This window comes from Sulfuritortus calidifontis (genome assembly GCF_003967275.1).
GTDB lineage: Bacteria > Pseudomonadota > Gammaproteobacteria > Burkholderiales > Thiobacillaceae > Sulfuritortus > Sulfuritortus calidifontis.
Window position 1 is genome coordinate 1,223,917 of the sequence record NZ_AP018721.1, and the last position, 26,246, is coordinate 1,250,162.

Below are 26,246 nucleotides of genomic sequence, written 5' to 3' on the forward strand. Positions count from 1 at the left end.
TGGTCTTGAAGGCAAGGCAAAGGGCTGCCGATGGCTAGCCCTTTTGCTCATTGATTGTTCTGCCACCTGGCGCTGCGCTGCATCTCGCCCCAATGCCCCTTGGTGCCGATCAGCCAGCGCCACAGGCCAAGCAGGCGCCACCAGCTGTTGAGCTGACGAAAACCGACGTTCTCGCCCAGCATGGCGAGGTAGAGCCGGGCGACTTGAGCTGGGCGGGGATAGACATGGAAGGTGATCTCCTCCAGCAGCAGCGCGCTCGAAGTGAGCAACAGGCCGACGCCGACGGCCAGCAACAGGAAAACACCGAAGGCAGGCCAGGAGATGGCGCCCGTCAGCGTGGCCAGGGTCAAGATCAAGAAGCCGCCCAGTTCGATCAGCGGCCCCAGGCCCTCGAAGAAGAGGGCGAAGGGGAAGGCCAGCCAGCCGACCAGGCCGCCATTGCGGTGGAACATCAGCGAGCGGTTGAACCACAGGCTTTCCATCAACCCGCGCTGCCAGCGCACGCGCTGGTTTTTCAGGGTGCGCAGATCTTCCGGGGCCTCGGTCCAGCAGATCGGATCGGTGACGAAGACGACACGGTAAGGCTTCTTGTTTTGCCGATACAGGCGATGCAGGCGCACCACCAATTCCATGTCCTCACCCACGGTGTCGGTGCGGTAGCCGCCGGCGGCGATGACCGCCTCCTTGCGGAACAGGCCGAAGGCGCCGGAGATGATGAGCATGGCGTTGATCGGCGACCAGCCCATGCGGCCGAACAGGAAGGCGCGCAGGTATTCGACGATCTGGAACAGCGCCAGGGGGCTGCTGGGTAGGCCGATATCTTTCAGGAAGCCGCGGGCGACGGTACAGCCGTTGGCGATGCGCACGGTGCCGCCGGCGGCGATGACGCGCGGATCGGCCAGAAAAGGTCGCACCACGCGCTGCAGGCTATCGCGTTGCAGGATGGAATCGGCATCGACCGCGCAGAACAGCGGATAGCGGCTGGCATTGATGCCGGCGTTGAGCGAGTCGGCCTTGCCGCCGTTTTCCTTGTCGATCACCCTCAAGTTTGGGTAGAGCGTCGAGTGGTAGATGGCGCGCACGGGTTGGGTCTTCAGGCGCACCCGATAGGCCTCGGGGAAGACCTGTAGCGAAAATTCCTGCTTGAGCACTTTCAGGGTGTCGTCGCGGGAGCCATCGTTGATTACGACAATCTCGAACTCGGGATAGGCCAGTTGCAGCATGGAGCGGACCGAGCCGGCGATGGTGCTGGCCTCGTTGTAGGCCGGAACCAGCAGACTGATCGGCGGCTCCAGGCCGGAATAAAGGCGCGGCAGGGCGTCCAGCGAACGCGATGCGCTGGTGCGGGCGACTGCATAGAGGGCGATCAGGTTGAGGCCGGTATAGACCAAGCTCAGGCCAGAGAAATAGAGGAGGAAGAGCCATTGGGTGGCATACACGATATCTTGCAACATCATGTAGCTCCCTGCTCGGCGATGACGTGTTCAAGGATGTCGCGGGCGAAGTGGTCGGTCAGCGTGGCCTGTAGCCGGCGCAGGGCAGCGATGTCCATGCCCGGCAAGCCGAGCAGGGCCTGGGCTGCGCGGTAACGAACCCACCATTCGCGGTCTGACAGCATGCCGGTCAGAACGGCCTTGTCTTCCTTCATGCCGATCCGGCCCAGGGCAGCGGCGGCCTGAACCCGTACCACCCAGTCGGGATAACTGGTGAGGCTGCGTACGGCGGGCACGGCGAGCGGATCCTGCACTGCTTTGAGGCAGCCAATCAGGGTTTGGGGATTATGTTCCGTTTCCAGCCAGTAATAGAGCAGTGGCTCCAATTCGGTTTCGTATACGGTGTACAGGAAAGGCAGAATATGGGGAATCTGTTCGCTCGGAAGACGCATGGCGAATTCGATGAAGGGCGCCGTCACCAGGTCGGGCCCGGCCTCTTCCAGGATATTGGCGATGCGGATCGGCGCCCAGTCGCGGCGGCGGACAAGCTGCGGCAGGATCAGAGGGATCGCCTCCTGTGGACGGATATGGGTCAGGCCGCGGGCGGCGATCTGCGACAGCAGCGGGTTCTCGTCGGTCAGCTGTTCGAGCATGAGTTCCCAGTCCTGCTCTTGGGCCATGTGGGCCAGGGCCAGCAGTCCCAGCACCCGGTCGGTCACGCTGGACTTGCGGGTGAGCTTGCGTGCGGCCTGGTCGATGCCACAGGCGAGGGCAAGGTCGGTCAGGTTCCTGGTGCCCTCGCCGCGCAGCAACTCCATGATGTGAATCCACAAGTGTAGAAACTGGCGAACCGAGGCAAAGGGGACGGCCGGTGGCCTGTCGGGCAAGGTGAACAGGGCTTGGGCCATGATCGGCCGCCAGATTTCACTGAACTGCTGCTCCCGCCGCTGGCTCAGGATCAGGTGCAGCCGGGTCAGCATGATCTGTACGACCAGCAAGATGGTGAGCAGCATGGCAGCGCTGCCGCCCCAGAGGGCCAGTTTCAGCAGCAGGTCAGAATGCGCGACGGAGCCCAAGTTTTATCCCGTTGCGGGTGTAGAGGTCACCTTGGCGTTGGCTGGACAGCTCATAGATGATGGCCCAGTCGGGGTTCAGCCAGTGACGGCCGACCAACCCAAGGCTGTAGACATCGCTCGCCAGCACGGTCGTACCCTGGTTCTCCAGCTCGCGGCCGGTCGCGGCGTATAGCCCGACCCGGCTGTGCTCGCCATAGTAGTAATCGAATTGCAGGCGATGGGCCGACGAGGAGCCGCTGCCTTCGAGATAGCTGGAATAGAAGGTGTAGCCGGCGCGGTAATTCGACCAGTAGCGTTCCAGGGTGAGATTGGCGGTGCTGGTGGTGTCATGGGTGTATTCGGTGCGGCGCAGGCCGAGATGCGCTCCCCAGCCATCGGGCAGGGTCCGCTGCACCTGGGCGAAGGCGGACCACTTGGCCAGTACTTCATGCGTCGGACTGAAATTGCCCTCCAGCACCAGGGTCCAGTCAGGGCCAAGTGGGTGGTAATAACCGGCGAGCAGTTCGCTGTCGCGTTGGGCAAAGCGCTCGGTTTGCCGCACCATGCCGTAGACCGACTGCCGTTTGTCGATCTGGTAGCCGGCCTCAAGGTAGCGGCTTTCCCAGTCGGCATAGCCCTTGTCCAGGTTCTCCATGCTGGCGCCGATTTCCGCTTCCAGACGGCCGGCCCAGGCTGGCGTGCAGAGCAGGGCAGTTGCCGTCAAACAGGCCAGGGTTCTCATGTTTTTACCTTCAGAAAACGTCGAATTCGCGCCAGCAGTTCGTTCGGCTGGAAAGGCTTGAGGATGTAATCATCCGCCCCGCTGTCCAGGGCGCGCACGATATCCTGTTCCTGGGATTTGACGGTGAGCATCACAATCGGCACGGATTGCCATTGGCTATTGCCACGAATGGCGTGGATTAATTGGAAGCCGTCGCTGTATGGCAGCATCACATCGAGCAGCACCAGGGAGGGTGCGGCCATGGTCTGGATCAGGTCGATCGCCTCGCGGCCATCCTTGGCGCGCACGGCCTCGTAGCCCTCACGCTTGAGGATGAATTCGAGCAGGTAGGCAATGACTTCGTCGTCTTCCACCACGACGACTTTCTGGCTGTTCACGCGGAAATCACTTTCTTTGTATGGCATGCTGGCCAAGCCCAAGGCCTGGACTGACTCGATTCTATGAAAATTAGCCGGGCAATTGTTCGGTGAAGAGACTTAGGGTGGCTACGGAGAGCGATTCAGTCAAACAACTGTCGCATTCACACCATGCGCAGCGGGATATCTATTTGGTCTTGAACACGAACACACCGTCCCAGCCTTCGCCGGGCGGCTCGGCGCGGGAGTGTGCGATGCGTTCGAGGTAGAGCTGGTAGAGCTTGGCCTCCGGATGCTGTCCGGCCAGGGCCTTCAGCCCGGTCTCGGCGGCGTCCCAGCGCTGCGCACGGTAGTCGGCCAAGGCCTGTTCAAAGCGGGCGACTTCCGCCTTCACCTCCTCGGCAACCTTGTCTTGGAGGCCGAGCGGCTCGTAGATCGCCACCGGCTTGTCCTTGCCCTTCACCCGCACCCGGTCGAGTTCGCGGAAGACGAAATCGGGCAGGGCATCGCGGGTGTGTTCGCCGACCAGGATCTCGACGCCGTATTCCTTGGTCAGGCCCTCCAGGCGCGAGGCCAGGTTCACCGCATCCCCCATGACGGTATAGGAGCGGCGGAACTCGGAGCCCATGTTGCCGACGTTCATCACCCCGGTGTTGAGGCCGACGCCGATGCGCATGGCCGGCCAGCCCCGCTTGGGAAATTCCTCGCGCAGTTCCTTCATCTTCGCCTGCATGGCCAGTGCGGCCGCGAGGCCGTGGCGGGCGTGGTCGGGATCGGCCAGGGGCGCGCCCCAGAAGGCCATGATGGCGTCGCCGATGTATTTGTCGATGGTGCCCCGATGCTCGTGGATCACGCGGGTCATGGTGGTGAGGTAGGCGTTCATCAGCCGGGTGAGTTCGATCGGGGTCAGCCCCTCGGACAGATTGGTGAAGTTGCGCACGTCGCTGAACAGCACGGTCATCTCCCGGCTGTCGCCTTCCATGCTGGCCTGCTCGGGATGCTCCGACAGCTCCTCGACCAGCTCCGGCGGCACATACTGGCCGAACAGCCCGGCCACCCGGCGCTTGGTGCGTGCCTCGAAGAAGAAGCCGTAGACCATGTTGATGGCGAACAGGCCGAGGATGAGCACGGTGACCGAGGCGATGGGATAGACCAGATTGATGTTCTGCCAGGCCCAGAGATTGAAGCCGACGTTGGCGCCGAGCACGGCCAGGGTGAACAGCAGGCTGGTGACCGGCCCCAGCAGGGCGAGGACCAGGACGATGGCGATGCCGTTGAAGAGGAGCAGGGCCAGTTCCAGGCCCAGCACGTAGGCGGGACGCTCCTTGATGTTGTTGTCGAGGATACCGGAGATCAGATTGGCATGGACCTCCACCCCTGGATAGACGGTGCCGACCGGCACGGTGCGCAGATCCATGAGCCCGGGCGCGGTGGTGCCGATCAGGATGATGCGGCCGGCGAGCATGGCCGGGTCGACCTTCTTGTGCAGCACGTCGGTGGCCGAGATGTAGGGGAAGCTGCCCTGGCCGCCGCGGTAGGGCACCAGGGTGGCGAATTCCTTGTCGACCGGGATGCGGATGTCGCCCAGCTTGACCCATTCGATGGCGGTGTAGCCGGCGGCCATCGCCTCCTCGTCCGGGAAGCCGAGCTCGACGAAGTCGACGCCGAGGAAGTGGCGCGCCATGAGCAGGGCGAGGCTCTCGTAATAGCCGCCCTGGTATTCCAGCAGCAGCGGTACCCGGCGGTTGACCCCGTCCGGGTCGTGCAGCGGGTTGAAGTGGCCACTGTCGAGGGCGGCCGCCTGCAGGGCGGGCAGGTTCGCGCCGTAGCCGTCCATCGACCGCGCCTGCAGCCGGATGTCGCCCAGGGCGCCGGGCGGGAAGATGGGCTCGGGCAGGACGCCGGAGACCTGGGCCTGCTGCTGGCCGCTGCGGCTGGTGAAGTAATAGCCGAGGATGACCGGCCGGCCCCGGATGTGTTGGGCGAACAGGGCATCGCGGTCGAGCTGGGGTGCCAGTTCGCGCATGGCAGACTGGTATTCCGGGATGCCTTTGAGCCGGCTTTGCGCCAGGCCCTGCAGCACCTTGAGCCCGGAGCTCTCGTCCGGCTCGGCGAACACCACGTCGAAGCCGACGATGGCCACGCCATAGTCGTCGAACAGGCGGTCGACCAGCCGGGCCACCTTGTCGCGCCCCCAGGGCCAGCGCCCTTCGGCCTTGAGGCTCTTTTCGTCGAGGTCGATGATGACGATGCGGGGGTCCACCGTGTTCGGCATCAGAAACCGCAGGCGGGTGTCGTAGGCGATTTCTTCCAGGCGGTCGAGCAGGGGGATATGGTAGACGCCGGCGGTGTTGAGCAGCAGGCCGATCAGCAGCAGCAGGCCGGTGAGCATGCGCCAGGTGTGGCGCTTGAAGGTGCTGAACATGTGGCGGCGGTCCCCTTGGCTTTATTGTCGGCTAAGGCCAAGGGGATGGTAGCACAGGGCCACCAGCCCGATTTCAGGCGGCGAGGTGCATGGCCACCGGGATGCGGCGCGCGCCGAAGGGGCGTTCGAATTTTTGGAAGCGGCCGGCGAGGGCGGTGCCGCACTTCGGGCAATGGCCGTCGTCGGTGACGTGGTATTCGGGAATCTCGTACCAGTCGCGCACGATCAGCGGCGTTCTGCACGAGGGGCAGTAGGTGGTGCCACCCTCGCGGTCGTGCACGTTGCCGGTGTAGACATAGTGCAGCCCGGCCTGCAGGGCGATCTGGCGGGCGCGGCTCAAGGTCTCGCCCGGCGTCGGCGGCAGGTGCATCAGCTTGTAGTCGGGGTGGAAGGCGGTGAAGTGCAGCGGCACGTCCGGGCCCAGTTCCTTCAGCACCCAGTCCGACAGGCGCTTGATCTCGTCGTCGGAGTCGTTCAGGGTGGGGATGAGCAGGGTGGTGATCTCGAACCAGACCTGGGTCTCGCGCTTGAGATAGACCAGGGTGTCGAGCACGGCCTGCAGGTGGCCGCCGCAATAGTTCACGTAGAAATCCTCGGTGAACCCCTTCAGATCGACGTTGGCGGCGTCCATCTTGGCGTAGAACTCGCGCCGGGGCGCATCGTGGATGTAGCCGGCGGTCACCGCCACGCTCTGGATGCCCAGCTTGTGGCAGGCGTCCGCGGTATCCATGGCATATTCGGCGAAGGGCACCGGGTCGTTGTAGGTGTAGGCCACGCTCTTGCAGCCCAGCTTCTGCGCGGTCCTGGCGATCTCATCGGGACTGGCGGCGTCGGCCAGGCGGTCGAAATCGCGCGATTTGGAGATGTCCCAGTTCTGGCAGAACTTGCAGGCCAGATTGCAACCGGCGGTGCCGAAAGAGAAGACCGAGGTGCCAGGGTAGAAGTGGTTGAGCGGCTTCTTCTCGATCGGGTCGACGCAGAAGCCGGAGCTGCGGCCGTAGGTGGTCAGGATCATCCGGCCGCCTTCCATGCGCCGCACGAAGCAGGCGCCGCGCTGGCCCTCGTGCAGCTTGCAGTCGCGCGGGCAAAGATCGCACTGAATGCGGCCATCCTCCAGCGGGTGCCACCAGCGGCCAGGGTAATTCGATTCGGCGACGGTCATGGTGTGTCCTCTTTGAATTTTTCCACGGTGTAACGGTAGAGCTTCAGGTCGTCGGCCCAGAAGTATCCGGGCAGGCCGGCCTTGAGCTTGAGATGGCTCATGAACTGGGCAGGCTCCGGCAGCTGGTCCCAGACCTGGGGCAGGAAAGTGGCACGGTGGTGGCCGTATTCGAGGATGACGCCGTCGATGCCCGGCCGCAGTTGCCTGAGCGCGTCTTCCTGGCTGGAAAAGTGGATGGGTTCGGGTGGGGACAGGATGGAGACCTCGATCCGGGTGTCGGGCAGCTCGGTGCGGCTCAAGGGCGGGAAGCGCGGGTCGCGGAAGGCGGCGGCCTGGGCGTTCTCCTCCAGGTCCTCGGCCAGCGGCCGGTGCGCCTCCAGGCTGCCGATGCAGCCGCGCAACTGGCCGTGCTGGGTGAGGGTGACGAAGACGGCGCCGGGCTGCCGCAGCCAATCGGGAAGGGGACCGGCTTCGCCCGCCGCCACTTCGCCCAGCCGGCGGGCGATGGCGGCGCGGGCCAGACGGGTGAGCAGGCGGCCCTTCTCGTTATTAATGGACATGGCCAGCCTCGGTGAGGGCGATGGCGGCGTAGCCCACCACCTGGTGCTTGTCGCCGGCGGTGTCGCCGGAATTGCGTAGGTCGAGCAGCTGTGCCCGCAGGCCGTGGCGGCGGGCGGCAAGCAGCAGGCCATTGAGCGGATGGGCGCCGCAGGCCTGCTCGCCCAGCAGGTGGGCGTCGAGGCTGAGGATGTGGCGCACGGTGTCCCGGTCGGTCTGCTGCGCGGTGACATAGGGCAGGTAATGCGACAGATCGGAACTGATCACGATCAGGGTCTCGTCGCCGCCCCAGAGCATCTCCAGCACCTCGGCCACCTCCTGTGGTGTGGCGCCGCCGACCACCAGGGGCACCAGGGCAAAGTCCTCCAGCACCGTCTGCAGGAAGGGCAACTGCACCTCGAGCGAATGCTCCATGGCATGGGCCGTGGCATTGACCTCGACCTGGGGCAGGTCACGGATGGCGACCACCGCCTCGTGATCGATCGGCACCCGGCCCAGCGGGGTCTCGAAGCTTTCGGCCTCGGGCAGGGCCAGCCCCTGCACCCAGACCCGGTGCACCGGGCCGAGCAGAACCACTCGGCGGATGGTCTGGCTCAGGGGCTTGAGCAGGGCATAGGCCGAGGCGGCGATGGGGCCGGAGTAGATGTAGCCGGCATGTGGCGCGACGATGGCCTTGGGCCTGAGCGGCGTGGGCTCGGCCTGTGCCAGCATTTGCTGGACATCGCGTGCCAGGGTGGCGGCGTCACCCGGATAGAACATGCCGGCCACGGCGGCCGGACGGACCAGATTCATATGACAACCCCCACGCTAATTCCCTACATTACTCATTTAAAATTAGGGCAGATTCCCAACAATACCAATCACATGTCACGCCACTTCGCCTTGCTGCCCGCCGCCGGGGTTGGTGCCCGGATGGGCGCCGATTTCCCCAAGCAATATCTGGAACTCGCCGGCCGGCCGATGATCTGGCATGCCTTGCGCGCCTTCGAGACGCACGCTGCCATCAGCCGGATTTATGTCGTGCTCTCGGCGGCGGACGGATACTGGGAGGGGTATGACTGGAGCGGCTTTGCCAAGCTGAGCGTGCTGCGCTGCGGCGGCGAGACCCGGGCGCAGAGCGTGCTCAACGGCCTGGAGGCGATCGCCGACGAGGTGGCCGAGCAGGATTGGATGCTGGTGCACGACGCCGCGCGCCCCTGTCTCTCGCGCGCCCTGCTCGACAAGCTGCTGGAGGCGGTGCGCGACGATGCGGTGGGCGGTATCCTCGCCGCCCCGGTGGCCGACACCTTAAAGCGCGAAGGCCACGGCCAGCGCATCCGCGAGACCGTGCCGCGCCAGGGACTGTGGGGGGCGCAGACGCCGCAGATGTTCCGCTACGGCCTTCTGCGCGAGGCGCTGCGTCGGGCCGGCGCCGAGGTGACCGACGAGGCCTCGGCCATCGAGCACCTGGGCCTGTCGCCGCTGCTGGTGGAAAGCGATGCCAGCAACCTGAAAGTGACCTTTCCGCACGACCTGGAGGTGGCGGGCTGGTGGCTTGATCGCTGTTCCAAGTGATTTCTCCACCCCAACCCTCCTCACAAGTGGGGAGGGCGCATGCTCCTCCCCCACTTGTGGGGGAGGTCGGGAGGGGGAGGAATTTCGATATTCTAAGAGCCTGTCGGACTTAACATCTCGCGCATGGGGGATTAAGTCCGACAGGCTCCCAGGTGGCTTACTTCCTTCTAGCCTGATACACCCCGCGGACATGGGCGACCCGGCCCAGGAAGCGGGAGAGCTGGCCGATGTCGCGCACCTCGCAGGTGAATTCCATGCGTGCCTCGCCGTCGTGGGATAGGGTGTTCACCCGTACCACGTTGAGCTTTTCCTGGGCGAAGATCTCGGTGATGTCTTTCAGCAGCCCGGCGCGGTCCTGCGCCAGCACCACCACGTCGACCTCGAACACCTGCTTGTCGGCCTTGCCCCATTCGGCGTGCAGCAGGCGGGCGCGGCGGATCTCGGGCAGTCGCTTGACCACCGGGCAGTCGGCCCGGTGGATGGTGACGCCGCGACCCTGGGTGGTATAGCCGACGATGGCATCGGGCGGCGCCGGTTTGCAGCAGCCGGCGATGGCGGTGAGCATGTTGGCCTCGCCCTCGACGATGACGCCGGAGGGCGTTTCCTTGCTGCGGCGGCGGCCGATCAGGGGCTTTTCCGGCGGCGGCTGGAATTCGTCCTGCAGCGCGCGGCCCAGGTTGCCGGGGCCGAGGTCGCCGCGGCCGACGGCGGCGAACAGCTCTTCCAGCTTGCTGAATTTCAGCCGGGCAGCGAGTTTTTCCAGGTTGATGTTGATCAGGCCGAGGCGCTGGATCTCCCGTTCCACCGTCTCCCGGCCTTCCTGGATATGGGTGTCGAGGTCCTGCTGGCGGAACCACTGGCGTACCTTGGACCGGGCGCGCGAGGTCTTGAGAAAGCCCAGCGCGGGGTTGAGCCAGTCGCGGCTGGGCGCGCCTTCCTTGACCGTGAGAATCTCCACCCGCTGGCCGGTCTTGAGCGCGGTGTCCAGCGGCACCAGCACGCCGTCGACCTTGGCGCCGCGGCAGCGGTGGCCCAGGTTGGTGTGCACGGCATAGGCGAAGTCGAGCGGGGTGGCGCCGGCGGCCAGGGCCACAACCCGGCCCTGCGGGGTGAGGGCGTAGACCTCGTCGTGGACCAGCTCGGTCTTGAACTGCTCGGCCAGTTCTGCGCTGTCGGCCAGCTCGCTCTTCCAGGCCAGCAGCTGGCGCAGCCAGGCGATCTTCTCCTGCAGCTTCTCGCCGCCGCCACCCTCCTTGTAGCGCCAGTGGGCGGCCATGCCCAGTTCCGCCTCCTGATGCATCTCGAAGGTGCGGATCTGGACCTCCAGCGCCTTGTCCTCGGGGCCGATCACCGCCGTGTGCAGGGAGCGGTAGCCATTGCCCTTGGGCCGCGAGATGTAATCGTCGAACTGGCCGGGGATCGGTTGCCACAGGTGATGGACCAGGCCGAGCACCTGGTAGCAGTCCTTCACGTCCTGCACCAGCACGCGCACGGCGCGCACGTCGTAGACCTCGTCGAAGGACAGGCGCTTCTTGCGCATCTTGGCCAGGATGCTGGCGATGTGCTTGGGCCGGCCGGAGATGGCATAGCCCTTGAGGCCGTCCCGGGCCAGCTCGCTGTCGAGCAGATGGATGACCTGCTCGATGTAGTCCTCGCGCTCGATCCGGCGCTCGTCGAGCTGCTTGGCGATTTGTTTGTAGGTGTCGGGTTCGAGGTAGCGGCAGGCGAGGTCCTCCAGCTCCCACTTGAGCTGCCAGACGCCCAGACGGTTGGCCAGGGGGGCGTAGAGCTCGCGGGTGTCGAGCGCGACCTTGTGCCTATGGGCCTCGTCGCCCCCGTCCTGTTTAGTCGGGGCGAGTTCGCGCAGGGCGCAGGCGCGGTCAGCCAGCTTGATCAGCACCACCCGGATGTCGTCGGTCATGGCCAGCAGCATCTGGCGCAGGGCCTCGCTCTGGCCACCCTCGACCGGGCTGTCGGAGAGCAGGCTGTCCATCCGCGCCAGGTGCTGGGTGCCCTGCACCAGGCGGCTCAAACCATCGCCGAACAGGGGCGCGAGCTTCTCGGGCTTGAGCGCAGCCTCGGGCAGGCCGTTGAGCAGGGCGGCGGCCACGGTATCGGCATCGAAGCCCATGGCGGCCAGCTGCATGGCGCTGGCCAGGGCATGTTCGGTCAAGGGCACGCCGCTGTCGGCGGCCAGCTCGGAGCCGTGTTCGAGCAGATAGGCGAAGGCGCTACGAATGCGCGCGGTCTGATCCGGCCCGTAGCGCCCGGCGATCTGTCCGAACCAGTCTTCCGCGCTGCGGGCGGTGTGGCTCAGGGCATGGGTGACCATGACGGCAACAAGTCGTCAGTTGGCAGTCGTCAGTTCGCAGCATCCACAACTCAAGCCGCTGACGACCGCCAACTGAAAACTGCCAACTTGGACTACCAGAACTTCCACCATGCCTTTTCTTGGTTGACGGGCTTGCCGCCAAGATAGGGGCTGTTGGGGAAATTGTGCTTGAGCACGCGCAGGGCGTCGTCGCGCAGGTCGTTGAGGTTCATCGCCTCGTAGCTCTTGGCCATGAGGTAGAGCGCCTCTTCCAGGGCCGGGGCGTTGGGATAGGTCTCCAGCACGGCCTTGGCCCGGCTGGCCGCCGCGACATAGGCGCCGCGCTGATAGTAGTAGCGGGAGACGTGCACCTCGTGCGAGGCCAGGGCGTTGACCAGGTACTTCATGCGAGCGGTGGCGTCGGCCGCATATTTGCTCTCGGGGAAGCGCTGCACCAGTTCCTTGAAGGCCTCGAACGACTCGCGGGCGGCGCGCGGGTCGCGCTCGCTCATGTCCTGCTTGCCCACGCTGGCGAACAGGCTGCTGTCCTCGATGAAGTTGGCCAGGCCCTTGAGGTAATAGGCGTAATCGACGTGCGGATGGTTCGGGTGCAGCTTGATGAAGCGGTCGCAGGCGGCGATGGCGGAAACCGGCTCGTTGTCCTTGTAATAGGCGTAGGCCACTTCGAGCTGGGCCTGCTGGGCATAGGGGCCGTAGGGATAGCGCGCCTCGAGCTTCTCGAACAGCTCGATCGCCTTGGTGAAGTTGTCCTCGGCCAACTCCTCCTTGGCGACGTTGTACAGCTTGGAGGCGGACCAGCCCTTGGTTTCGTCGATCTGCTCCGGCAGCAGGCTGCAACCGGCGAGGAGGGTAAGCAGTAATGCGGCTAAAATCCGGTTCATTGCGATTCATCCTGACGAGTTCGCCGGATTATAACCGGGCCGGCCATGAGCCAAACCCTGACTTTCATCATTCCTGTCGAGCATGCCGGCCGCCGCCTGGACCAGAGCCTGGCCGAACTGCTGCCCGATTATTCGCGCAGCCGGATCCAGGCCTGGTGCGACGAGGGACTGGTGCGGGTCGACGGCAAGCCGGCTAGCCGCAAGCACAAACTCTGGGGCGGCGAGGCGATCGAGGTTCAGCCACAGGTCCATCCCTCCGAGCAGCCGCACCAGGCCGAGGCCATTGCCCTGGACATCGTTTACGAGGATGCCGACGTGCTGGTGCTGAACAAGCCGGCCGGCCTGGTCACCCACCCCGGTGCCGGCAATTGGGCGGGCACCCTGCTCAATGCCCTGCTGCATCACGCCCCGCAATTGGCCGAGGTGCCCAGGGCCGGCATCGTCCATCGCCTGGACAAGGAGACCTCGGGCCTGATGGTGGTGGCCAAGACCCTGACGGCCCAGACCCGGCTGGTGCGCGAACTGCAGGCCCGCACGGTGAGGCGCACCTACTGGGCGGTGGCCATGGGCGAGTTGGCCCGGGATGCCGGCGAGATCGAGGCGCCCATCGGCCGCCACCCGACCCAGCGCACCCGGATGGCGGTGGTCGATTCGGGCAAGCCCGCCCTGACCCGCTATAAAGTGCTCAAGCGCTATCCCGGCGCGACCTGGGTCGAGTGTCAACTAGCCACCGGCCGCACCCACCAGATCCGGGTGCATCTGGCCTATCTTGGCCATCCCCTGGTCGGCGACCCGGTCTATCTTGGCCATCGCAAGGGCCGCTGGGACTTCCATCGCCAGGCCCTGCATGCGCTGCGCCTGGGCTTCGAGCATCCGGTGAGCGGCGAGCCGCTCGCCTTCGAGGCGCCGCCGCCGGCGGATTTCAAACAGTTATTGGAGGCCCTGGATGCTGCCGAATGAATGGCTCAAGCCCGACTGGCCGGCCCCGCCCAATGTGCGCGGCTGCATGACCACGCGCGCAGGCGGGGTGAGCCAGCCGCCCTACGACAGCCTGAACCCGGCCAGCCACGTGGGCGACGATCCCTTGAGCGTGGCCGAGAACCGGGCCATCCTGCGCCGCTTTCTGCCGGCCGAGCCGCTGTGGCTCAAGCAGGTGCATGGCGACCGGGTGGCCGAGGCCGGGGTCGATGCCGAAGGCACCGAGGCCGACGCCGCGGTGGCGCGCGCGCCAAACCGGGTCTGCGCGGTGCTCACCGCCGACTGCCTGCCGGTGCTGTTCTGCGATGCCGCCGGCACGGTGGTGGCGGCGGCCCACGCCGGCTGGCGTGGGCTGGCCGGTGGGGTGCTGGAGCGCACGGTCGAGGCCATGCGGGTGCCGCCGGAAACCATCATGGCCTGGCTGGGCGCGGCCATCGGGCCGGACAGCTTCGAGGTGGGGCCCGAGGTGCGTGAGGTCTTCATGGCACACGATCCGCTGGCCGCCACGGCCTTCCGCCCGGCCTGGCCCGGCACCTTGGATGCGGCGCCGCACAAGTGGCTGGCCGACATCTACGCCCTGGCCCGGTTGCGGCTTGCCCGCCTCGGCGTAAGCCGGGTCTATGGCGGCGGCCTCTGCACCCTGCGCGATGCCGAACGCTTCTATTCCTTCCGCCGTGAGCCAAAGACCGGCCGCATGGCCAGCCTGGTCTGGCTGGCGTAATGACACAGCCGCCTCCCCCATCTATGGGAGAGGTTGGGAGGGGGAGCGGGGCGCCAATTGCTGGTAATCAGTCCCCGCCCCAGCCCTCCCCACAAGTGGGGAGGGAGCAAGTCTAAATACTTCGGTAGAATTCGCTCCTTTGGCCCAGCCCAAACCCAGATAAGTTCGATGACAACCCTAGCTTGGATACTGATCGCCGGTCTTGCTGGCGGCGTGCTCTCCGTCCTGTTCGCCACCATTGCCCTGAAGGCCAGGGTGGAATGGGTGCCGGTGATGGTGAGTTACGCCATCGGCGCCCTGCTCGGCGCGGCCTTCCTGGAAGTGCTGCCGCATGCCCTGGAATTGACGGGCGATTTCCAGCGCATCGGCGTGACCGTGCTCGGCGGCATCCTGCTCTTCTTCCTGCTGGAAAAACTGGTGCTCTGGCGGCACTGCCACGTCGAGGCCTGCGAGGCGCACGGCGCCCATGCCCCGGCCCACGACCACGGCCGCTCCGGGCTGATGATCACCATCGGCGACACCATGCACAACTTCGTCGACGGCGTGATCATCGCCGCGGCCTTCCTGGTCGACATGAAGCTGGGCGTGGTGACCACGGTGGCCATCGTCGCCCACGAGATTCCACAGGAGATGGGCGACTTTTTGATTTTGCTGCATTCCGGCTACAGTCGGGGCAGGGCGCTCATGCTCAACCTGGTCAGCAGCCTGGCCACCCTGGTCGGCGGCGTCCTCGGCTATTACGCCCTGGCCCCGGTGCAGCAGGCCATGCCCTACATGCTGGCCCTGGCCGCCTCGGGCATGATCTATGTGGCGGTGGCGGACCTCATCCCCGGCCTGCACAAGCGGGTGGAGCTGTCACACACCGGGGCGCAGATCGTCTTGATCCTGGCCGGCGTGCTCACGGTCTGGCTGGTCGGCGGACTGGCGGAGGAGTGGTTTGGCGCGGCGGCGGAGCAGCTTGGCCATGAGGTACATGGGCACTAGCCCGAGGCCGACGAACACGGCCAGACCCGACCAAAGGCTCTCCGCGCTGATGGTCATCATCAGGATGATGTAGCCGTAGCCGATGGCGATGATGGGTACGAACATGGGCTGCCTCAGAAATTACGGCGCGAAATGTAGCCGTTTTTCCAGACGAATGAACTTTCCGGCGGGGGCGGGCTCGCTGCCGTTCCCGAAAATGACCGAATGACCATGCAGACTCTCCCCAAAATCGGCTTCGTTTCCCTCGGCTGCCCGAAGAACACCTTCGATTCCGAGCGCATCCTGACCCAGCTTCGGGCCGAGGGCTATCTCATCGTGCCGACCTACGACGATGCCGACCTGGTGGTGGTCAATACCTGCGGTTTCATCGACTCGGCGGTGGAGGAGAGCCTGGACGCCATCGGCGAGGCCCTGCGCGAGAACGGCAAGGTCATCGTCACCGGCTGCCTGGGCGCGCGCGAGGGTGTGGTCGAGAGCGCCCACCCCCAGGTGCTGGCGGTGACCGGCCCGCACGCGACCGAGGCGGTGATGGCGGCGGTGCACGCCCACCTGCCCAAGCCGCACGACCCCTACACCGACCTGATCCCGCCCGGCGGGCTGAAGCTGACGCCGCGGCATTACGCCTATCTGAAGATCTCGGAGGGCTGCAACCACCGCTGCACCTTCTGCATCATCCCGTCCCTGCGCGGCGACCTGGTCAGCCGGCCGGTGGGCGAGGTGCTGCAGGAGGCCGAGGCCCTGGCCAAGGCCGGGGTGAAGGAACTCTTGATCGTGTCGCAGGACACCTCGGCCTACGGCGTGGACCTGAAATACCGCACCGGCTTCTGGGGCGGCCGGCCGGTGAAGACGCGCCTGCTGGAACTGGCCCAGGCCCTGGGCGAGCTGGGTATCTGGGTGCGGCTGCATTACGTTTATCCATACCCCAGCGTCGACGACATCGTGCCGCTGATGGCGGAGGGCAAGATCCTGCCCTATCTCGACATCCCCTTCCAGCACGCCAGTCCGCGCCTCCTCAAGGCGATGAAGCGGCCGGCGGCGGCGGAGAATACCCTGCGCCGGATCGAGAAGTGGCGCGAGATATGCCCGGAGCTGGTCATCCGCAGCACCTTCATCGTCGGCTTTCCCGGCGAGACCGAGGACGATTTCGATGCCTTGCTCGACTTCCTGCAGGCGGCCCGGCTCGACCGCGTCGGCGCCTTCACCTATTCGCCGGTGGCAGGCGCGGCGGCCAACGCCTTGCCCGACCCGGTGGACGAGGACGTGAAGATGGACCGCCTGGCCCGGCTGATGGACGTGCAGGCCGACATCAGCGCCGAGAAGCTGCGCCGCCGGCGCGGCCAGGTGCTGACCGTACTGATCGACGCGGTGGCCGGCGGCCGCGCCGTGGGCCGCAGTTATGCCGATGCGCCCGAGATCGACGGCGTCGTCCACATCGCCCAGGGCGCCGGGCTCAAGGTGGGCGACTTCGTGCGGGTGAAGGTCACCCGCAGCGACGATTACGATCTGTGGGGCAAGCCGCTGTGAGCGAAACCATCTGGAAGCCGCATGTGGTGGTGGCCGCCATCGTCGAGCGCGACGGCCGCTTTCTGCTGGTCGAGGAAGAGACCGACGAGGGCGTGCGCTTCAACCAGCCGGCCGGCCATCTGGAGGAGGGCGAGACCCTGCTTGATGCGGTGCGGCGCGAGGTGCTGGAGGAGACCGCCCATCGTTTCGAGCCCGAGGCCCTGCTCGGCGTCTATCGCTGGCGCCACCCGAGCAAGGGTCGCACCTATCTGCGCTTCGCCTTCACCGGGAAGGTGCACAGCCATGAGCCGGAGCGCGCCTTGGATACCGGCATCCTGCGCGCGGTCTGGCTGACCCCGGCCGAGATCGAGGCGGTGCGCGCGCGTCACCGCAGCCCGCTGATCCTGCGCTGCATCGAGGACTACCGGCGCGGCCAGCGCTTTCCCCTGGACCTGATCAGCGAGTTGCTCGAATGAGGATTTTCCCTCGTTCCTCACGCCTCCCAGCAACATGAGCCGCATCGTGCCATGAGTAGGATTGTCGTGGGCCTCTCCGGCGGCGTCGATTCCGCCGTCACCGCCTGGCTCCTGAAGCAGCAGGGGCACGAGGTGGTCGGCGTGTTCATGAAGAACTGGGAGGCCGACGACCTGGAGGACGACTGCCCGATCGAGCAGGACTTCAAGGACGTGCTGGCGGTGGGCGAGGTGCTCGGCATCGAGATCGAGCTGGTGAATTTCAGCCGCGAATACCAGGACCGGGTGTTCGCCTATTTCCTCCAGGAATACCAGGCCGGGCGCACGCCCAACCCGGACGTGCTGTGCAATGCCGAGATCAAGTTCAAGGCCTTTCTCGACCATGCGCTGACCCTGAAGGCGGACTTCATCGCCACCGGCCACTATGCGCGGCTGGAGGGCGAGGCGCCGAATCGGAAACTCCTGAAGGCGGTCGATCTCAACAAGGACCAGAGCTACTTTCTCTATCGCCTGCAGCAGCACCAGATCGCCCGTGCCCTGTTTCCGCTGGGCGGCCTGCCCAAGCCCGAGGTGCGCGCCCTGGCCCAAAAGGCCGGCCTGCCCAATTACGCCAAGAAGGACAGCACCGGCATCTGCTTCATCGGCGAGCGGCCGTTCCGTGAATTCCTCCGGCGCTTCCTGCCGACCCGGCCGGGCGTGATGCGCACGCCCGAGGGCCGGGTCATCGGCGAGCACCTGGGCCTGATGTATTACACCCTGGGCCAGCGTCAGGGCCTGGGCATCGGCGGGGTGAAGGGGGCTAAGGAGGGCGTGCCCTGGTTCGTCGCCGGCAAGGACATGGCGAAGAACGAGCTCATCGTGGTCCAGGGCCACGACCACCCGCTGCTATTGAGCTCGGAATTGCAGGCGCACGATTTGAGCTGGGTCGGTCCGGTGGCCGAAGCCGGACGGCGCTACGGTGCCAAGACCCGCTATCGGCAGCAGGACGCCGCCTGCACGGTCGAGGCGATCTCCGGCACTCACCTGAAGCTGGTGTTCGACGAGCCGCAGTGGGCGGTGACGCCGGGACAGTCGGTCGTGCTCTACGACGGCGAGGTCTGCCTGGGCGGCGGGATAATTATTTAAGGAAGGTCTGATTAAGCCGTCATGCCCGGAGCGTGGTTGTTGCCGCTTTAGCGGCTATACAACCACGGCCTGTCCCTTACGGGTGCGCAGGCGGGCATCCAGTTTATTGATCTTTCTGGGTTCCCGCCTGCGCGGGAACGACGAAATCGGACTTTTTCAGAGGCCCCTTAAGCCGCTGGCGGGACGGTTTCTTTGAAGGCCGGCCGCTGCATCAGGCGGTCGTATAGCTCCGCCAGATTCGGGTGGCTGCGGCGCCAGTCGATCTCGTCCTTGAAACGCAAATCGAGATAGCCCAGGGCACAGCCGACGCAGATGTCGGCCAGGCTGTAGGCCTCGCCATGACACCAGTCGCGCTGGCCCAGTTCTTCGCTCATCTCTTCCAGCGCGCCGGTGACCTTCTTCATCTGCCGTTCGATCCAGGCCTTGTCCTGTTGCTTGGCCGGGCGCTTGCGCTCCAGGAAGACCAAGGCGGCGGCATCGCACAGACCATCGGCCAGGGCCTCCCAGCGCTTGACCGCGATGCGGGCGCGGGCATCCTTGGGCAGCAGGTGGCTGACCGGGCTGATGCCGTCGAGATATTCGACGATGACGCGGGAATCGAACAGGGCCTTGCCGTCCTCCGGCACCCAGACCGGCACCTTGCCCAGCGGATTGTGCTTGGGCACCTGGGTGTCTTCGTTCCAAGGGATGTCGACGACCAGTTCGTACTCGATGCGCTTTTCCGAGGCGACGATGCGCACCTTGCGGGCGAACGGGCTGGTCAGCGAAGCGATCAGCTTGGTCTTGTGGTTGGCGTTGCTTGTGGTCTTTTTTGCGGCCATTTTGCGTCTATCTACACCGATTCAACTACACCGCGGCCGAAAGTCTGCGCAATGGGTCATTGCTTATCGGCCACGCCCGTCATGGATCGTGAGGGGTCTATTTTACCGGCTTGTGAAGTTCCGGGTTAACTTTCAGTTCGCCTGTGCCATTGCCTGGGCATGTGGCCAGGCCGCCTCGAACCGGCGCAGGGTTTCCGCCCGGCCGAGCAGTTCCAGGGTCTGATCGAGCGAGGGGGTTTGGGCCGTGCCGAACAGCACCAGGCGCAGGGGGATGCCGATCTGGCCTAGCTTGAGATTGAAGGCCTTGGCGGTGTCCTTGAGCAACTGATTGAGGCTGGCAGCCTCCCAATTGACGCCGGCCAGGTCGACCTTGAGCTTTTCCATGGCCGGCATGGTCTCGGCGGTGAGCTTGGCCTTGAGTTCTTCGACCGGGGCCTCGGCTTGGCGGAAGAAGATGTGGCAGGCATCGGCCAGTTCCTCGACCGTCGATACCCGGTCCTTCAGCAGCGCCATGAGCTTGGCCAGATCGGGACCGCCGTCGAGCGCAATGCCCTGCTTGTGCAGGAAGGGCAGGACCAGTCCGGCCAGCCGGTCGTTGTCGGCCTCCTTGAGATACTGCTGGTTCAGCCAGGCGAGCTTTTCCTGGTCGAAGCGGGCGGGGGAGTGGCTGACGTTGGCGGCGTCGAACCATTCGACGAACTGCTGCATGGAGAATTTCTCGTCGTCGCCGTGGCCCCAGCCCAGGCGGGCCAGGTAGTTGAGCAAGGCCTCGGGCAGGTAGCCGTCTTCCTGGTATTGCAACACCGACACCGCGCCGTGCCGCTTGGACAGGCGCTCGCCGTCGTGGCCGAGGATCATGGGCACGTGGGCGAAGATCGGCGGCTCGGCGCCCAGGGCGCGGTAGATGTTGATCTGGCGCGGGGTATTGTTGACGTGGTCATCCCCCCGGATGCAGTGGGTGATGCCCATGTCCCAGTCGTCGACCACGACGCCGAAGTTGTAGGTGGGGATGCCGTCGCCGCGCATCAGCACCAGGTCATCCAGCTCGCTGTTGGCCACGGTGATGCGGCCCTTGATCATGTCGTCCCAGCTGACGACGCCGTCGAGCGGGGTCTTGAAGCGCAGCACCGGGGTCACGCCCGCCGGCGGAGTGGGCAGCGCCTTGCCCGGCTCCGGCCGCCAGCGCCCGTCATAGCGCGGCTTCTCGCCCTTGGCGCGCTGTTCCTCGCGCATGGCGTCCAATTCTTCCTTGCTGGCATAGCACCAATAGGCCTTGCCCTCGTCGAGCAGACGCTGGGCGATCTCCTTGTACCGGTCCAGTCGCTTCATTTGGTAGAACGGGCCTTCGTCCCAGTCGATGCCCAGCCAGGCCATGCCTTCCAGGATGGCCTTCTCCGATTCCAGGGTGGAACGTTCCTGGTCGGTATCCTCGATGCGCAGGATGAACTGGCCGCCATGCTTGCGGGCATAGGCCCAGGAGAACAGGGCGGTGCGGGCGCCGCCGATGTGCAGATAGCCGGTCGGGGAGGGGGCGAAACGGGTGCGAACCATGGTGGGAAAATCGAACAGACGGAAAGGGCAGCATTCTACCGGAGGCCGGGTACTCGCCTCAAAAAGCTTTTGACCGCGATGGGGGCTGTGGGTAGAATTGCGGCCTCTTTCGGGCAGCTAGCTCAGCGGTAGAGCACCGCCTTCACACGGCGGGGGTCACAGGTTCGAACCCTGTGCTGCCCACCAAATTCCCCTCCCGAAGTTTTCCCGCTGATGCGGTTCAAACCGCGGTTTCGATGCGCGAGGCCTCTTTGGCCTCGGCCTTGATGATTTCCAGCGCGCCCTTGGCCGGCACTTGATAGATCAGCACGTCCTTATCGGTCACCTTCATCACCGACCGGGTATCTTCGTATTCGAAATCGGTTTTCGTGCGCGAGATCAAGCCGGCATTCGGCTGGCTGGCGACCCTGGCTGGGGGGTTGGCCTGCTGTCGTGCCTGATTGAGCCGGGTCTCTTCCTTGGGGTTGGGCGTCGAGGTCTCAGGCTTGTTGGCGCTGACCGCCTGAGGCGTGGCCAAAGGCTGCGCTGCCCGATTCTGGATCGGGCTTTGGAAGCTGTAGTTGGTGGCCTGGATAGCGAGGTCCATTATGCTTTAGCTTGAACTCAAGCTTACGCGGCGGCCTTTTGATAGGCGGCGATCGCCTTTGCTGCTGTGCCACGCGGTTCCCGCTTGGATTCCGTTTCCTGCGCCGGGTTGCTGCGCTTGGCGTCTTCCGCTATGGATTGCTTGGCGAGTTGGCGCGCTTGTTCGCTGAGCTGAACTTCCTCGCGCTGGGTGTTCTTCCTGTTGGCGGCCCGCAGTTCATCCTCGGGACGGGAGCCGCGGCGCTGGGTATCTTCGGTCGCGTAGGTCTTGATCGCGCCGGCGGTGCTGGTAACGGATTCGATCGGCATGAGTCGCTCCTTTCAGATATTCACAACCCCCACCTTTTTTGTTAATTAATTATAAGGCAATTTCCTGTTTGTAAAGTTCAAAATAATCAAGAGCTTTTGAGACTTCACTTTAAGTTCGAGGGGCAGGATCTTGCCGATTATTGAAGAGTAGAGCCATCGAGAACAGAAATAAAAAAGGCCAGCAGATGCGCTGGCCTTTTTCGATTTTTGGCTCCCCGACCTGGGCTCGAACCAGGGACCTGCGGATTAACAGGCGTAGCTATTTCTAACTGTACTTTGTAAATCAATGCCTTGCATCACCCGTGCTCGGCATACGTAGCCACGTGAAGCCCGGAAATCCGTCCGGGTGGTTTCTCAGTGGTTACGTTTTGGTTACGGTGAACAGTATGAAAATCAAGATTGACGAGGAACGCGTTGAACAGATGCAGACGCTTACCACGATTCCGATGCTACCTGAGCACGTTGAGTATTTCGCCGATTTTCTTATGGAGGTCGGATTTGCCACGGTGAACGAGGCAATGCGCCGGCATCCCGGTTTGACCTTCGGTGATTTGGTGATGATCCGCTTTCGCATCAATCACCACTGAGCGTTATCCACATATCCATAGCCCGAAGCCCTGGGCGCGCGTGGCGGACGCCACGCACCAGCGCGCCCAGGGGCGCGAAGCGCGGCTGTGGGTATGTGGGTAACGCGGCCAGGACTTGACAGATGCATTTTTAATGCCATAGGCTTAAAGCGTCTGTCACAAGACGGTATTGAGACGACCCAAATAACGGGACCCGAAAAAACGGGAGCGACCGTAGCCCAGGGATGCATTAGCCTATTAGAAGCAGCGCAAGGGGGAATGCAGCAGCGGCAAATAGACAGAGGCTTGCGCCCCTGTCTTGTGACTTCATCAATGCTATTCGATGAGGTCGCCATGCCTGCCACACATCCACCTGGCATTCCGCCAGGACAGAACTTCCCCATTAGTGAACATTCGGGCACGGCCCCTGAGCCTGTGCATACTGGCGAGCGCGCAGGCGCCGGCGGTATGCGCGGGCGAAGGGCCTCCCCCCGTATAGTAACTACGGGGGGAAACTCTTTCCCCTCGGAAAATCCCTCCGGGGCCTTGCCCCGGTTGGCTCACGTCGATTGGTTGGCCTTCACCATCGCCCCGCCCGAGGTCGATCCCATCCGCTGGCTACTTCCCCATCTTGCGGCCCTGTTCGGTGTTTCCTCCCTCACATCGCGTGGCAAGGGGGCCTTCGGTTACTCGCAGTCCTACGACCTGGGCGGCCACGGCATCCTTGCAGTAGGGGGGAAAGGTCAGAAGGGGACGGCCTACGTTTCCCTGACCGGTGCCGGCTGCGCCCACGTCAAGGACTGGCAGGCGGTCCAGGATTGGCTGGAAGCCAACGGCGCACGGCTCAAACGTGTAGATGTCGCCCATGATGACCATGACGGCGAAACCCTCAGCATCGAGCGTGCGGTGGAGTGGTACAACGCGGACGGATTCAGCACCGGAGGCCGCCGCCCTGGGCACCAGGTCAAGGGCGATTGGCTCACCGCGGGTAGCCCCAAGGGCCGAACCCTCTACATCGGCAACCGCGCCAACGGCAAAATGGCCCGCATCTACGAGAAGGGGAAGCAGCTAGGCGACCCGGAAAGCCCCTGGGTCCGGGCCGAAGTTGAGTTCAAGGATCAAAGTCGAGTGCTGCCCTATGACATGCTCACGCGGCCCGGCGTCTATCTGGCCGGGGCTTATGCCTGCTTCGGCTTCCTCTCGATCATCCAGGAGAAGGTCCGCACTATCGCCAAGGCCGCCAAGATCGCACTAGGTGCCCTGGTCCACTATGCCAAGCAAGCCTATGGTCCCCTGGTGAACGTCCTTATGGCGAAGCATGGCAAGAACGCCGCCGCTGTGGTCGCTGAGCTGATCCGCCCCGGTGTGCCGCGCCGGCTCGCTGATTACCCGCCAGGATTGGCAGGGGCCGCGACGTGAAAACCCTCGACCTGCATGCCGCTGCCGACTTGCTCCATATCCACCCCGTAACCCTGCGGGAAAAGGCCCGCTGCGGTGAAATTCCAGGGGCCAAGATCGGCAAGAGCTGGGTATTCGTGGACGTTGATCTGATCGATTACATCCGCGCACAATACCCGGCGCGGGTGATGCAGGGTGACCGACAGGAGAAATCCGAATGTCACTCTACAAGCGTAAGGACTCTTCCGTCTGGTGGATCAAGCTCCGCCACGCTGGAAAGGTCATACAAAGAAGTACTGGGACTGACGACAAGCTGAAGGCCCAGGAGTACCACGACCGGTTAAAAGCCTCGTTGTGGGAGCAAGTGCGGCTCGGGGCAAAACCCCGGCGCACTTGGCAGGAAGCGGTAGTGCGCTGGCTGTCGGAAACCGCCGACAAGCGCACCCATCGCGAAGATGTGCGGAAGCTGAAATGGCTCCATCCCTTCCTCGGGGCGCTGCACCTGGACGAAATCACGCTCGACGTGATCGACCAAATTAAGGCGGCTCGGCTCAAGGAGGGCTCAAAGTCTACGGCGAACCGCTACTTGGCCCTGGTGCGGTCCATCCTCATTCGCTCACGCGACGAATGGGAATGGCTGGACAAGGTGCCCAAGGTGAAGCTCTTTAAAGAACCGGAAGGACGCGAACGTGCCCTCACGCCTGAGCAGGCTAGGCGGCTCTTGGAAGTCTTGCCCGCCCATCAGCGGGATGTGGTGACCTTCGCACTCCTGACGGGATTGAGACAGTCGAACGTGTTGGGTCTGCAATGGTCGCAGGTCGATCTGGAACGGCGATTCGCCTGGATCGAGGGATGGCAGTCGAAAAACCGCCGTCCGATCCCGGTGCCTCTCAGCGAGGAGGCCGTAATGGTCTTGCTCCGCCAGGTCGGCAAGCATCCTGAGAAGGTGTTCACCTTCAATGGCAAGCCGATCAAACAGGCCAACACGAAAGCATGGCAGGAAGCGCGCAAGCGGGCAGGCATCGAGGATTTCCGCTGGCACGATCTGCGCCATACCTGGGCGACGTGGCACCGGCAGGCGGGAACGCCTACGCATGAGCTGCAGCGCCTGGGAGGCTGGAGAACGGCTTCGATGGTCGAGCGATATGCGCACCACGCGCCCGACCAGCTAGCCGCCGCCCCGGCCCGTCTCAATGCGGTAATTGGTGGTTACGATTTGGCTACGGTAGGCCAGAAATGAAAAAGCCCCGCATTGCTGCGAGGCTTAGTGCATCTGGCTCCCCGACCTGGGCTCGAACCAGGGACCTGCGGATTAACAGTCCGTCGCTCTACCGACTGAGCTATCGGGGAATTGAGAGGCGCGTATGATAGGCTGTTGGCCGTTTTCGGTCAACAGATGTGATGCACGAATGCAGCTTGCGAAGCGTTGGAAGATCGCCCTGATCAGTCTATCGGTAGTGCTGGGCGGTCTGTTGGTTCTACCTTTTCTCATCCCGACAGAGAGCTATCGCATCCGCCTGCAGGAAGCGGCTTCCGAGAAGTTGGGCGAGCCGGTCGATATCGGCCGGCTGAGTTTCACCTTGTTGCCCTGGCCTGCCGCCACCTTGGCCGATCTCAGTATCGGCGCAGAGCAAGCCGTGAAGCTGGGGGCGGTGACGGTGACGCCGGACCTGTTTTCCCTATTCGACGAGGTCAAGGTGATCCAATCTGTCGCCGTGCGGGAGGTTGCGGTGAACCCGGCCTTGCTTGGCCGCATTGCCGAATGGGCCAAGCCTCGGCCCGGACCGCAGACGGTACTGGTCCGCCGCGTCGAGCTGCGCGGCATGAATCTGGATTTGGGCGCCCTGAAATGGGGGCCTTTGCAAGCCGAGGTCCGCATGAACATGGCTGGCCTGCAATCGGTCCAGGCTGGGCCGGAGGATGGCAGCATGACATTGACTCTATTGCCCGAACCTGAAGAGCGCTACCGGGTGGTGCTCGAAGGCCGCCAGTTCAAACTGCCGATCAAGCCCGCACTGCTGTTCGACAGCCTGCAGGGCCAGGGCAGGCTGACCAAACAGGGGCTCGATCTGCTGCAATTGAATGCCCGCCTCTATGGCGGCGATTTACAGGCCCCGATCCGCCTGGATTGGCGGGATGGCTGGCAGGTGGATGGCACAATCAAGACGACAGGCGTGGAGGTGAGCCAGATCGTGCACATGCTGAGTCCGTCCAGTGCCTTCAGCGGTCGGCTTTATGCGGATGGCCGTTACCGGATGGCGGCACCTTCGCCGGGTGAACTGGCCGACAGGCTGCAAGCCAAGGTGAATTTCGAGGTCAAGGACGGCGTGCTCGACAAGGTCAACCTTGCCCAGGCGGCCAAGCTGCTGACCCGTCAGGGCAGCCGTGGCGGCCAGACCCGGTTCGATCGGTTGAGCGGTGTGGCCGAGGTCGAGGGCAGGCAATATCGTCTGCGCGAGATCGAGATCAGTTCCGGTATCTTGAATGCCAAAGGCGATGTCGCCATCAGCCCGGCCAAGGAGCTGTCCGGGCAGGTGACGGTGGAATTGAAAGCGACGGCCACCCTGGTGGCGGTGCCCTTGAACGTGAGCGGCACGGTGCATGACCCCCTCCTGTTGCCGAGCGGCATGGCGGTGGCGGGGGCGGCGGTGGGCACCGGTCTGCTGGGGCCGGGCCTGGGTACGGCGATTGGTTCCAAGGCCGGCCAGGCCCTGGAAAAGCTCTTCAAATAGAT

Annotated in this window: 26 protein-coding genes and 2 tRNA genes; 13 read left to right on the forward strand and 15 right to left on the reverse strand. The window is 64.4% G+C overall.

What is annotated here, in order from left to right; genetic code table 11:
* Positions 1-47 precede the first annotated feature (47 nt).
* The 8 genes from EL388_RS06440 to amrB form a co-directional block, all read right to left on the reverse strand.
* Positions 48-1,457: a glycosyltransferase family 2 protein gene (locus EL388_RS06440; RefSeq protein ID WP_197721835.1), complete on the reverse strand. Its 1,410-nt coding sequence runs from the start codon at positions 1,455-1,457 to the stop codon at positions 48-50.
* Positions 1,454-2,509 carry a HEAT repeat domain-containing protein gene (locus tag EL388_RS06445; RefSeq protein ID WP_126461298.1) on the reverse strand — a complete coding sequence of 352 codons (1,056 nt, stop codon included), beginning with the start codon at positions 2,507-2,509 and terminating at the stop codon, positions 1,454-1,456. The genes EL388_RS06440 and EL388_RS06445 overlap by 4 nt, the downstream gene beginning before the upstream one ends.
* Complete coding sequence (locus tag EL388_RS06450; protein WP_126461301.1) at positions 2,487-3,230, reverse strand: YaiO family outer membrane beta-barrel protein; 744 nt, start codon at positions 3,228-3,230, stop codon at positions 2,487-2,489. Before EL388_RS06450 ends, EL388_RS06445 begins: the two co-directional genes overlap by 23 nt.
* Positions 3,227-3,634, reverse strand: coding sequence for a response regulator transcription factor (locus tag EL388_RS06455; RefSeq protein ID WP_126461304.1), 408 nt, complete (start codon positions 3,632-3,634; stop codon positions 3,227-3,229). Before EL388_RS06455 ends, EL388_RS06450 begins: the two co-directional genes overlap by 4 nt.
* A 139-nt stretch (positions 3,635-3,773) precedes the next feature.
* Positions 3,774-6,011 (reverse strand): CHASE2 domain-containing protein, encoded by a 2,238-nt coding sequence (locus tag EL388_RS06460; protein WP_172599385.1) that lies wholly within the window; start codon positions 6,009-6,011, stop codon positions 3,774-3,776.
* Between the two features lie 73 nt (positions 6,012-6,084).
* Positions 6,085-7,173, reverse strand: coding sequence for an AmmeMemoRadiSam system radical SAM enzyme (gene amrS / locus EL388_RS06465; RefSeq protein WP_126461307.1), 1,089 nt, complete (start codon positions 7,171-7,173; stop codon positions 6,085-6,087).
* Complete coding sequence (gene amrA / locus EL388_RS14210; protein ID WP_126461310.1) at positions 7,170-7,733, reverse strand: AmmeMemoRadiSam system protein A; 564 nt, start codon at positions 7,731-7,733, stop codon at positions 7,170-7,172. Before amrA ends, amrS begins: the two co-directional genes overlap by 4 nt.
* Complete coding sequence (gene amrB / locus EL388_RS14215) at positions 7,723-8,523, reverse strand: AmmeMemoRadiSam system protein B (RefSeq protein ID WP_126461313.1); 801 nt, start codon at positions 8,521-8,523, stop codon at positions 7,723-7,725. Before amrB ends, amrA begins: the two co-directional genes overlap by 11 nt.
* A 72-nt stretch (positions 8,524-8,595) precedes the next feature.
* Here amrB and ispD point away from each other — a divergent pair, with 72 nt between their 5' ends.
* Positions 8,596-9,285 carry a 2-C-methyl-D-erythritol 4-phosphate cytidylyltransferase gene (gene ispD / locus EL388_RS06480; protein WP_126461316.1) on the forward strand — a complete coding sequence of 230 codons (690 nt, stop codon included), beginning with the start codon at positions 8,596-8,598 and terminating at the stop codon, positions 9,283-9,285.
* Between the two features lie 157 nt (positions 9,286-9,442).
* Here ispD and EL388_RS06485 read toward each other — a convergent pair whose 3' ends face one another.
* The gene (locus EL388_RS06485; RefSeq protein ID WP_126461319.1) at positions 9,443-11,617 is read right to left on the reverse strand and encodes a RelA/SpoT family protein; all 2,175 of its coding nucleotides are present in this window, start codon (positions 11,615-11,617) and stop codon (positions 9,443-9,445) included.
* Between the two features lie 92 nt (positions 11,618-11,709).
* Positions 11,710-12,498 (reverse strand): outer membrane protein assembly factor BamD, encoded by a 789-nt coding sequence (locus tag EL388_RS06490; RefSeq protein WP_126461322.1) that lies wholly within the window; start codon positions 12,496-12,498, stop codon positions 11,710-11,712.
* A 45-nt stretch (positions 12,499-12,543) separates the two neighbouring features.
* Here EL388_RS06490 and rluD point away from each other — a divergent pair, with 45 nt between their 5' ends.
* The 6 genes from rluD to mnmA all read left to right on the forward strand — a co-directional run bounded on the left by rluD (position 12,544) and on the right by mnmA (position 18,282).
* Complete coding sequence (gene rluD / locus EL388_RS06495; RefSeq protein WP_126461325.1) at positions 12,544-13,458, forward strand: 23S rRNA pseudouridine(1911/1915/1917) synthase RluD; 915 nt, start codon at positions 12,544-12,546, stop codon at positions 13,456-13,458.
* On the forward strand, positions 13,445-14,197 hold the full coding sequence (pgeF, locus tag EL388_RS06500; protein WP_126461328.1) for a peptidoglycan editing factor PgeF: 753 nt from the start codon (positions 13,445-13,447) through the stop codon (positions 14,195-14,197). The genes rluD and pgeF overlap by 14 nt, the downstream gene beginning before the upstream one ends.
* 168 nt (positions 14,198-14,365) lie before the next feature.
* Positions 14,366-15,181, forward strand: coding sequence for a ZIP family metal transporter (locus EL388_RS06505; protein WP_126461331.1), 816 nt, complete (start codon positions 14,366-14,368; stop codon positions 15,179-15,181).
* 204 nt (positions 15,182-15,385) lie between these two features.
* Complete coding sequence (gene rimO / locus EL388_RS06510) at positions 15,386-16,705, forward strand: 30S ribosomal protein S12 methylthiotransferase RimO (RefSeq protein WP_126461334.1); 1,320 nt, start codon at positions 15,386-15,388, stop codon at positions 16,703-16,705.
* Positions 16,702-17,160, forward strand: coding sequence for an NUDIX hydrolase (locus EL388_RS06515; RefSeq protein ID WP_126461337.1), 459 nt, complete (start codon positions 16,702-16,704; stop codon positions 17,158-17,160). The genes rimO and EL388_RS06515 overlap by 4 nt, the downstream gene beginning before the upstream one ends.
* Before the next feature lie 51 nt (positions 17,161-17,211).
* Positions 17,212-18,282, forward strand: a complete 1,071-nt coding sequence (gene mnmA / locus EL388_RS06520; RefSeq protein ID WP_126461340.1) for a tRNA 2-thiouridine(34) synthase MnmA — start codon at positions 17,212-17,214, stop codon at positions 18,280-18,282.
* A 167-nt stretch (positions 18,283-18,449) separates the two neighbouring features.
* On the opposite strand, the gene EL388_RS06525 is transcribed toward mnmA, so the two are convergent.
* Positions 18,450-19,103, reverse strand: a complete 654-nt coding sequence (locus EL388_RS06525; protein WP_126461343.1) for a glutathione S-transferase N-terminal domain-containing protein — start codon at positions 19,101-19,103, stop codon at positions 18,450-18,452.
* Positions 19,104-19,235: 132 nt separating this feature from the next.
* The gene (gene gltX / locus EL388_RS06530; protein ID WP_126461346.1) at positions 19,236-20,654 is read right to left on the reverse strand and encodes a glutamate--tRNA ligase; all 1,419 of its coding nucleotides are present in this window, start codon (positions 20,652-20,654) and stop codon (positions 19,236-19,238) included.
* Between the two features lie 111 nt (positions 20,655-20,765).
* Here gltX and EL388_RS06535 point away from each other — a divergent pair.
* Positions 20,766-20,840, forward strand: a tRNA-Val gene (locus EL388_RS06535).
* A gap of 34 nt (positions 20,841-20,874) precedes the next feature.
* On the opposite strand, the gene EL388_RS06540 is transcribed toward EL388_RS06535, so the two are convergent.
* Positions 20,875-21,240: a hypothetical protein gene (locus tag EL388_RS06540; protein ID WP_126461348.1), complete on the reverse strand. Its 366-nt coding sequence runs from the start codon at positions 21,238-21,240 to the stop codon at positions 20,875-20,877.
* A gap of 23 nt (positions 21,241-21,263) precedes the next feature.
* The gene (locus EL388_RS06545; RefSeq protein WP_126461351.1) at positions 21,264-21,548 is read right to left on the reverse strand and encodes a hypothetical protein; all 285 of its coding nucleotides are present in this window, start codon (positions 21,546-21,548) and stop codon (positions 21,264-21,266) included.
* A 386-nt stretch (positions 21,549-21,934) separates the two neighbouring features.
* Here EL388_RS06545 and EL388_RS06550 point away from each other — a divergent pair, with 386 nt between their 5' ends.
* From EL388_RS06550 to EL388_RS06565, 4 genes are all read left to right on the forward strand, one after another.
* Positions 21,935-22,135 carry a hypothetical protein gene (locus EL388_RS06550; RefSeq protein ID WP_126461354.1) on the forward strand — a complete coding sequence of 67 codons (201 nt, stop codon included), beginning with the start codon at positions 21,935-21,937 and terminating at the stop codon, positions 22,133-22,135.
* Positions 22,136-22,687: 552 nt separating this feature from the next.
* On the forward strand, positions 22,688-23,533 hold the full coding sequence (locus EL388_RS13830) for a replication initiation factor domain-containing protein (RefSeq protein ID WP_165919161.1): 846 nt from the start codon (positions 22,688-22,690) through the stop codon (positions 23,531-23,533).
* Complete coding sequence (locus tag EL388_RS06560) at positions 23,530-23,829, forward strand: helix-turn-helix domain-containing protein (RefSeq protein ID WP_165919160.1); 300 nt, start codon at positions 23,530-23,532, stop codon at positions 23,827-23,829. Before EL388_RS13830 ends, EL388_RS06560 begins: the two co-directional genes overlap by 4 nt.
* Before the next feature lie 92 nt (positions 23,830-23,921).
* Positions 23,922-24,752: a tyrosine-type recombinase/integrase gene (locus EL388_RS06565; RefSeq protein ID WP_232019201.1), complete on the forward strand. Its 831-nt coding sequence runs from the start codon at positions 23,922-23,924 to the stop codon at positions 24,750-24,752.
* A 34-nt stretch (positions 24,753-24,786) separates the two neighbouring features.
* Here EL388_RS06565 and EL388_RS06570 read toward each other — a convergent pair.
* A tRNA-Asn gene (locus EL388_RS06570) sits at positions 24,787-24,862 on the reverse strand.
* 59 nt (positions 24,863-24,921) lie between these two features.
* Between EL388_RS06570 and EL388_RS06575 the strand changes: the two genes are divergently transcribed.
* Complete coding sequence (locus EL388_RS06575) at positions 24,922-26,244, forward strand: AsmA family protein (RefSeq protein WP_165919159.1); 1,323 nt, start codon at positions 24,922-24,924, stop codon at positions 26,242-26,244.
* Positions 26,245-26,246: the final 2 nt, after the last annotated feature.

Bases quoted from the DNA above. Each gene is read 5' to 3' on its own strand.
- EL388_RS06440 (WP_197721835.1), bottom strand. From the start codon at position 1,457: ATGATGTTGCAAGATATCGTGTATGCCACCCAATGGCTCTTCCTCCTC.
- EL388_RS06450 (WP_126461301.1), bottom strand. From the start codon at position 3,230: ATGAGAACCCTGGCCTGTTTGACGGCAACTGCCCTGCTCTGCACGCCA.
- EL388_RS06455 (WP_126461304.1), bottom strand. From the start codon at position 3,634: ATGCCATACAAAGAAAGTGATTTCCGCGTGAACAGCCAGAAAGTCGTC.
- EL388_RS06460 (WP_172599385.1), bottom strand. From the start codon at position 6,011: ATGTTCAGCACCTTCAAGCGCCACACCTGGCGCATGCTCACCGGCCTG.
- amrS (WP_126461307.1), bottom strand. From the start codon at position 7,173: ATGACCGTCGCCGAATCGAATTACCCTGGCCGCTGGTGGCACCCGCTG.
- amrA (WP_126461310.1), bottom strand. From the start codon at position 7,733: ATGTCCATTAATAACGAGAAGGGCCGCCTGCTCACCCGTCTGGCCCGC.
- amrB (WP_126461313.1), bottom strand. From the start codon at position 8,523: ATGAATCTGGTCCGTCCGGCCGCCGTGGCCGGCATGTTCTATCCGGGT.
- ispD (WP_126461316.1), top strand. From the start codon at position 8,596: ATGTCACGCCACTTCGCCTTGCTGCCCGCCGCCGGGGTTGGTGCCCGG.
- EL388_RS06485 (WP_126461319.1), bottom strand. From the start codon at position 11,617: ATGGTCACCCATGCCCTGAGCCACACCGCCCGCAGCGCGGAAGACTGG.
- EL388_RS06490 (WP_126461322.1), bottom strand. From the start codon at position 12,498: ATGAACCGGATTTTAGCCGCATTACTGCTTACCCTCCTCGCCGGTTGC.
- rluD (WP_126461325.1), top strand. From the start codon at position 12,544: ATGAGCCAAACCCTGACTTTCATCATTCCTGTCGAGCATGCCGGCCGC.
- pgeF (WP_126461328.1), top strand. From the start codon at position 13,445: ATGCTGCCGAATGAATGGCTCAAGCCCGACTGGCCGGCCCCGCCCAAT.
- EL388_RS06505 (WP_126461331.1), top strand. From the start codon at position 14,366: ATGACAACCCTAGCTTGGATACTGATCGCCGGTCTTGCTGGCGGCGTG.
- rimO (WP_126461334.1), top strand. From the start codon at position 15,386: ATGACCATGCAGACTCTCCCCAAAATCGGCTTCGTTTCCCTCGGCTGC.
- mnmA (WP_126461340.1), top strand. From the start codon at position 17,212: ATGAGTAGGATTGTCGTGGGCCTCTCCGGCGGCGTCGATTCCGCCGTC.
- EL388_RS06525 (WP_126461343.1), bottom strand. From the start codon at position 19,103: ATGGCCGCAAAAAAGACCACAAGCAACGCCAACCACAAGACCAAGCTG.
- gltX (WP_126461346.1), bottom strand. From the start codon at position 20,654: ATGGTTCGCACCCGTTTCGCCCCCTCCCCGACCGGCTATCTGCACATC.
- EL388_RS06540 (WP_126461348.1), bottom strand. From the start codon at position 21,240: ATGGACCTCGCTATCCAGGCCACCAACTACAGCTTCCAAAGCCCGATC.
- EL388_RS06545 (WP_126461351.1), bottom strand. From the start codon at position 21,548: ATGCCGATCGAATCCGTTACCAGCACCGCCGGCGCGATCAAGACCTAC.
- EL388_RS06550 (WP_126461354.1), top strand. From the start codon at position 21,935: ATGAAAATCAAGATTGACGAGGAACGCGTTGAACAGATGCAGACGCTT.
- EL388_RS06575 (WP_165919159.1), top strand. From the start codon at position 24,922: ATGCAGCTTGCGAAGCGTTGGAAGATCGCCCTGATCAGTCTATCGGTA.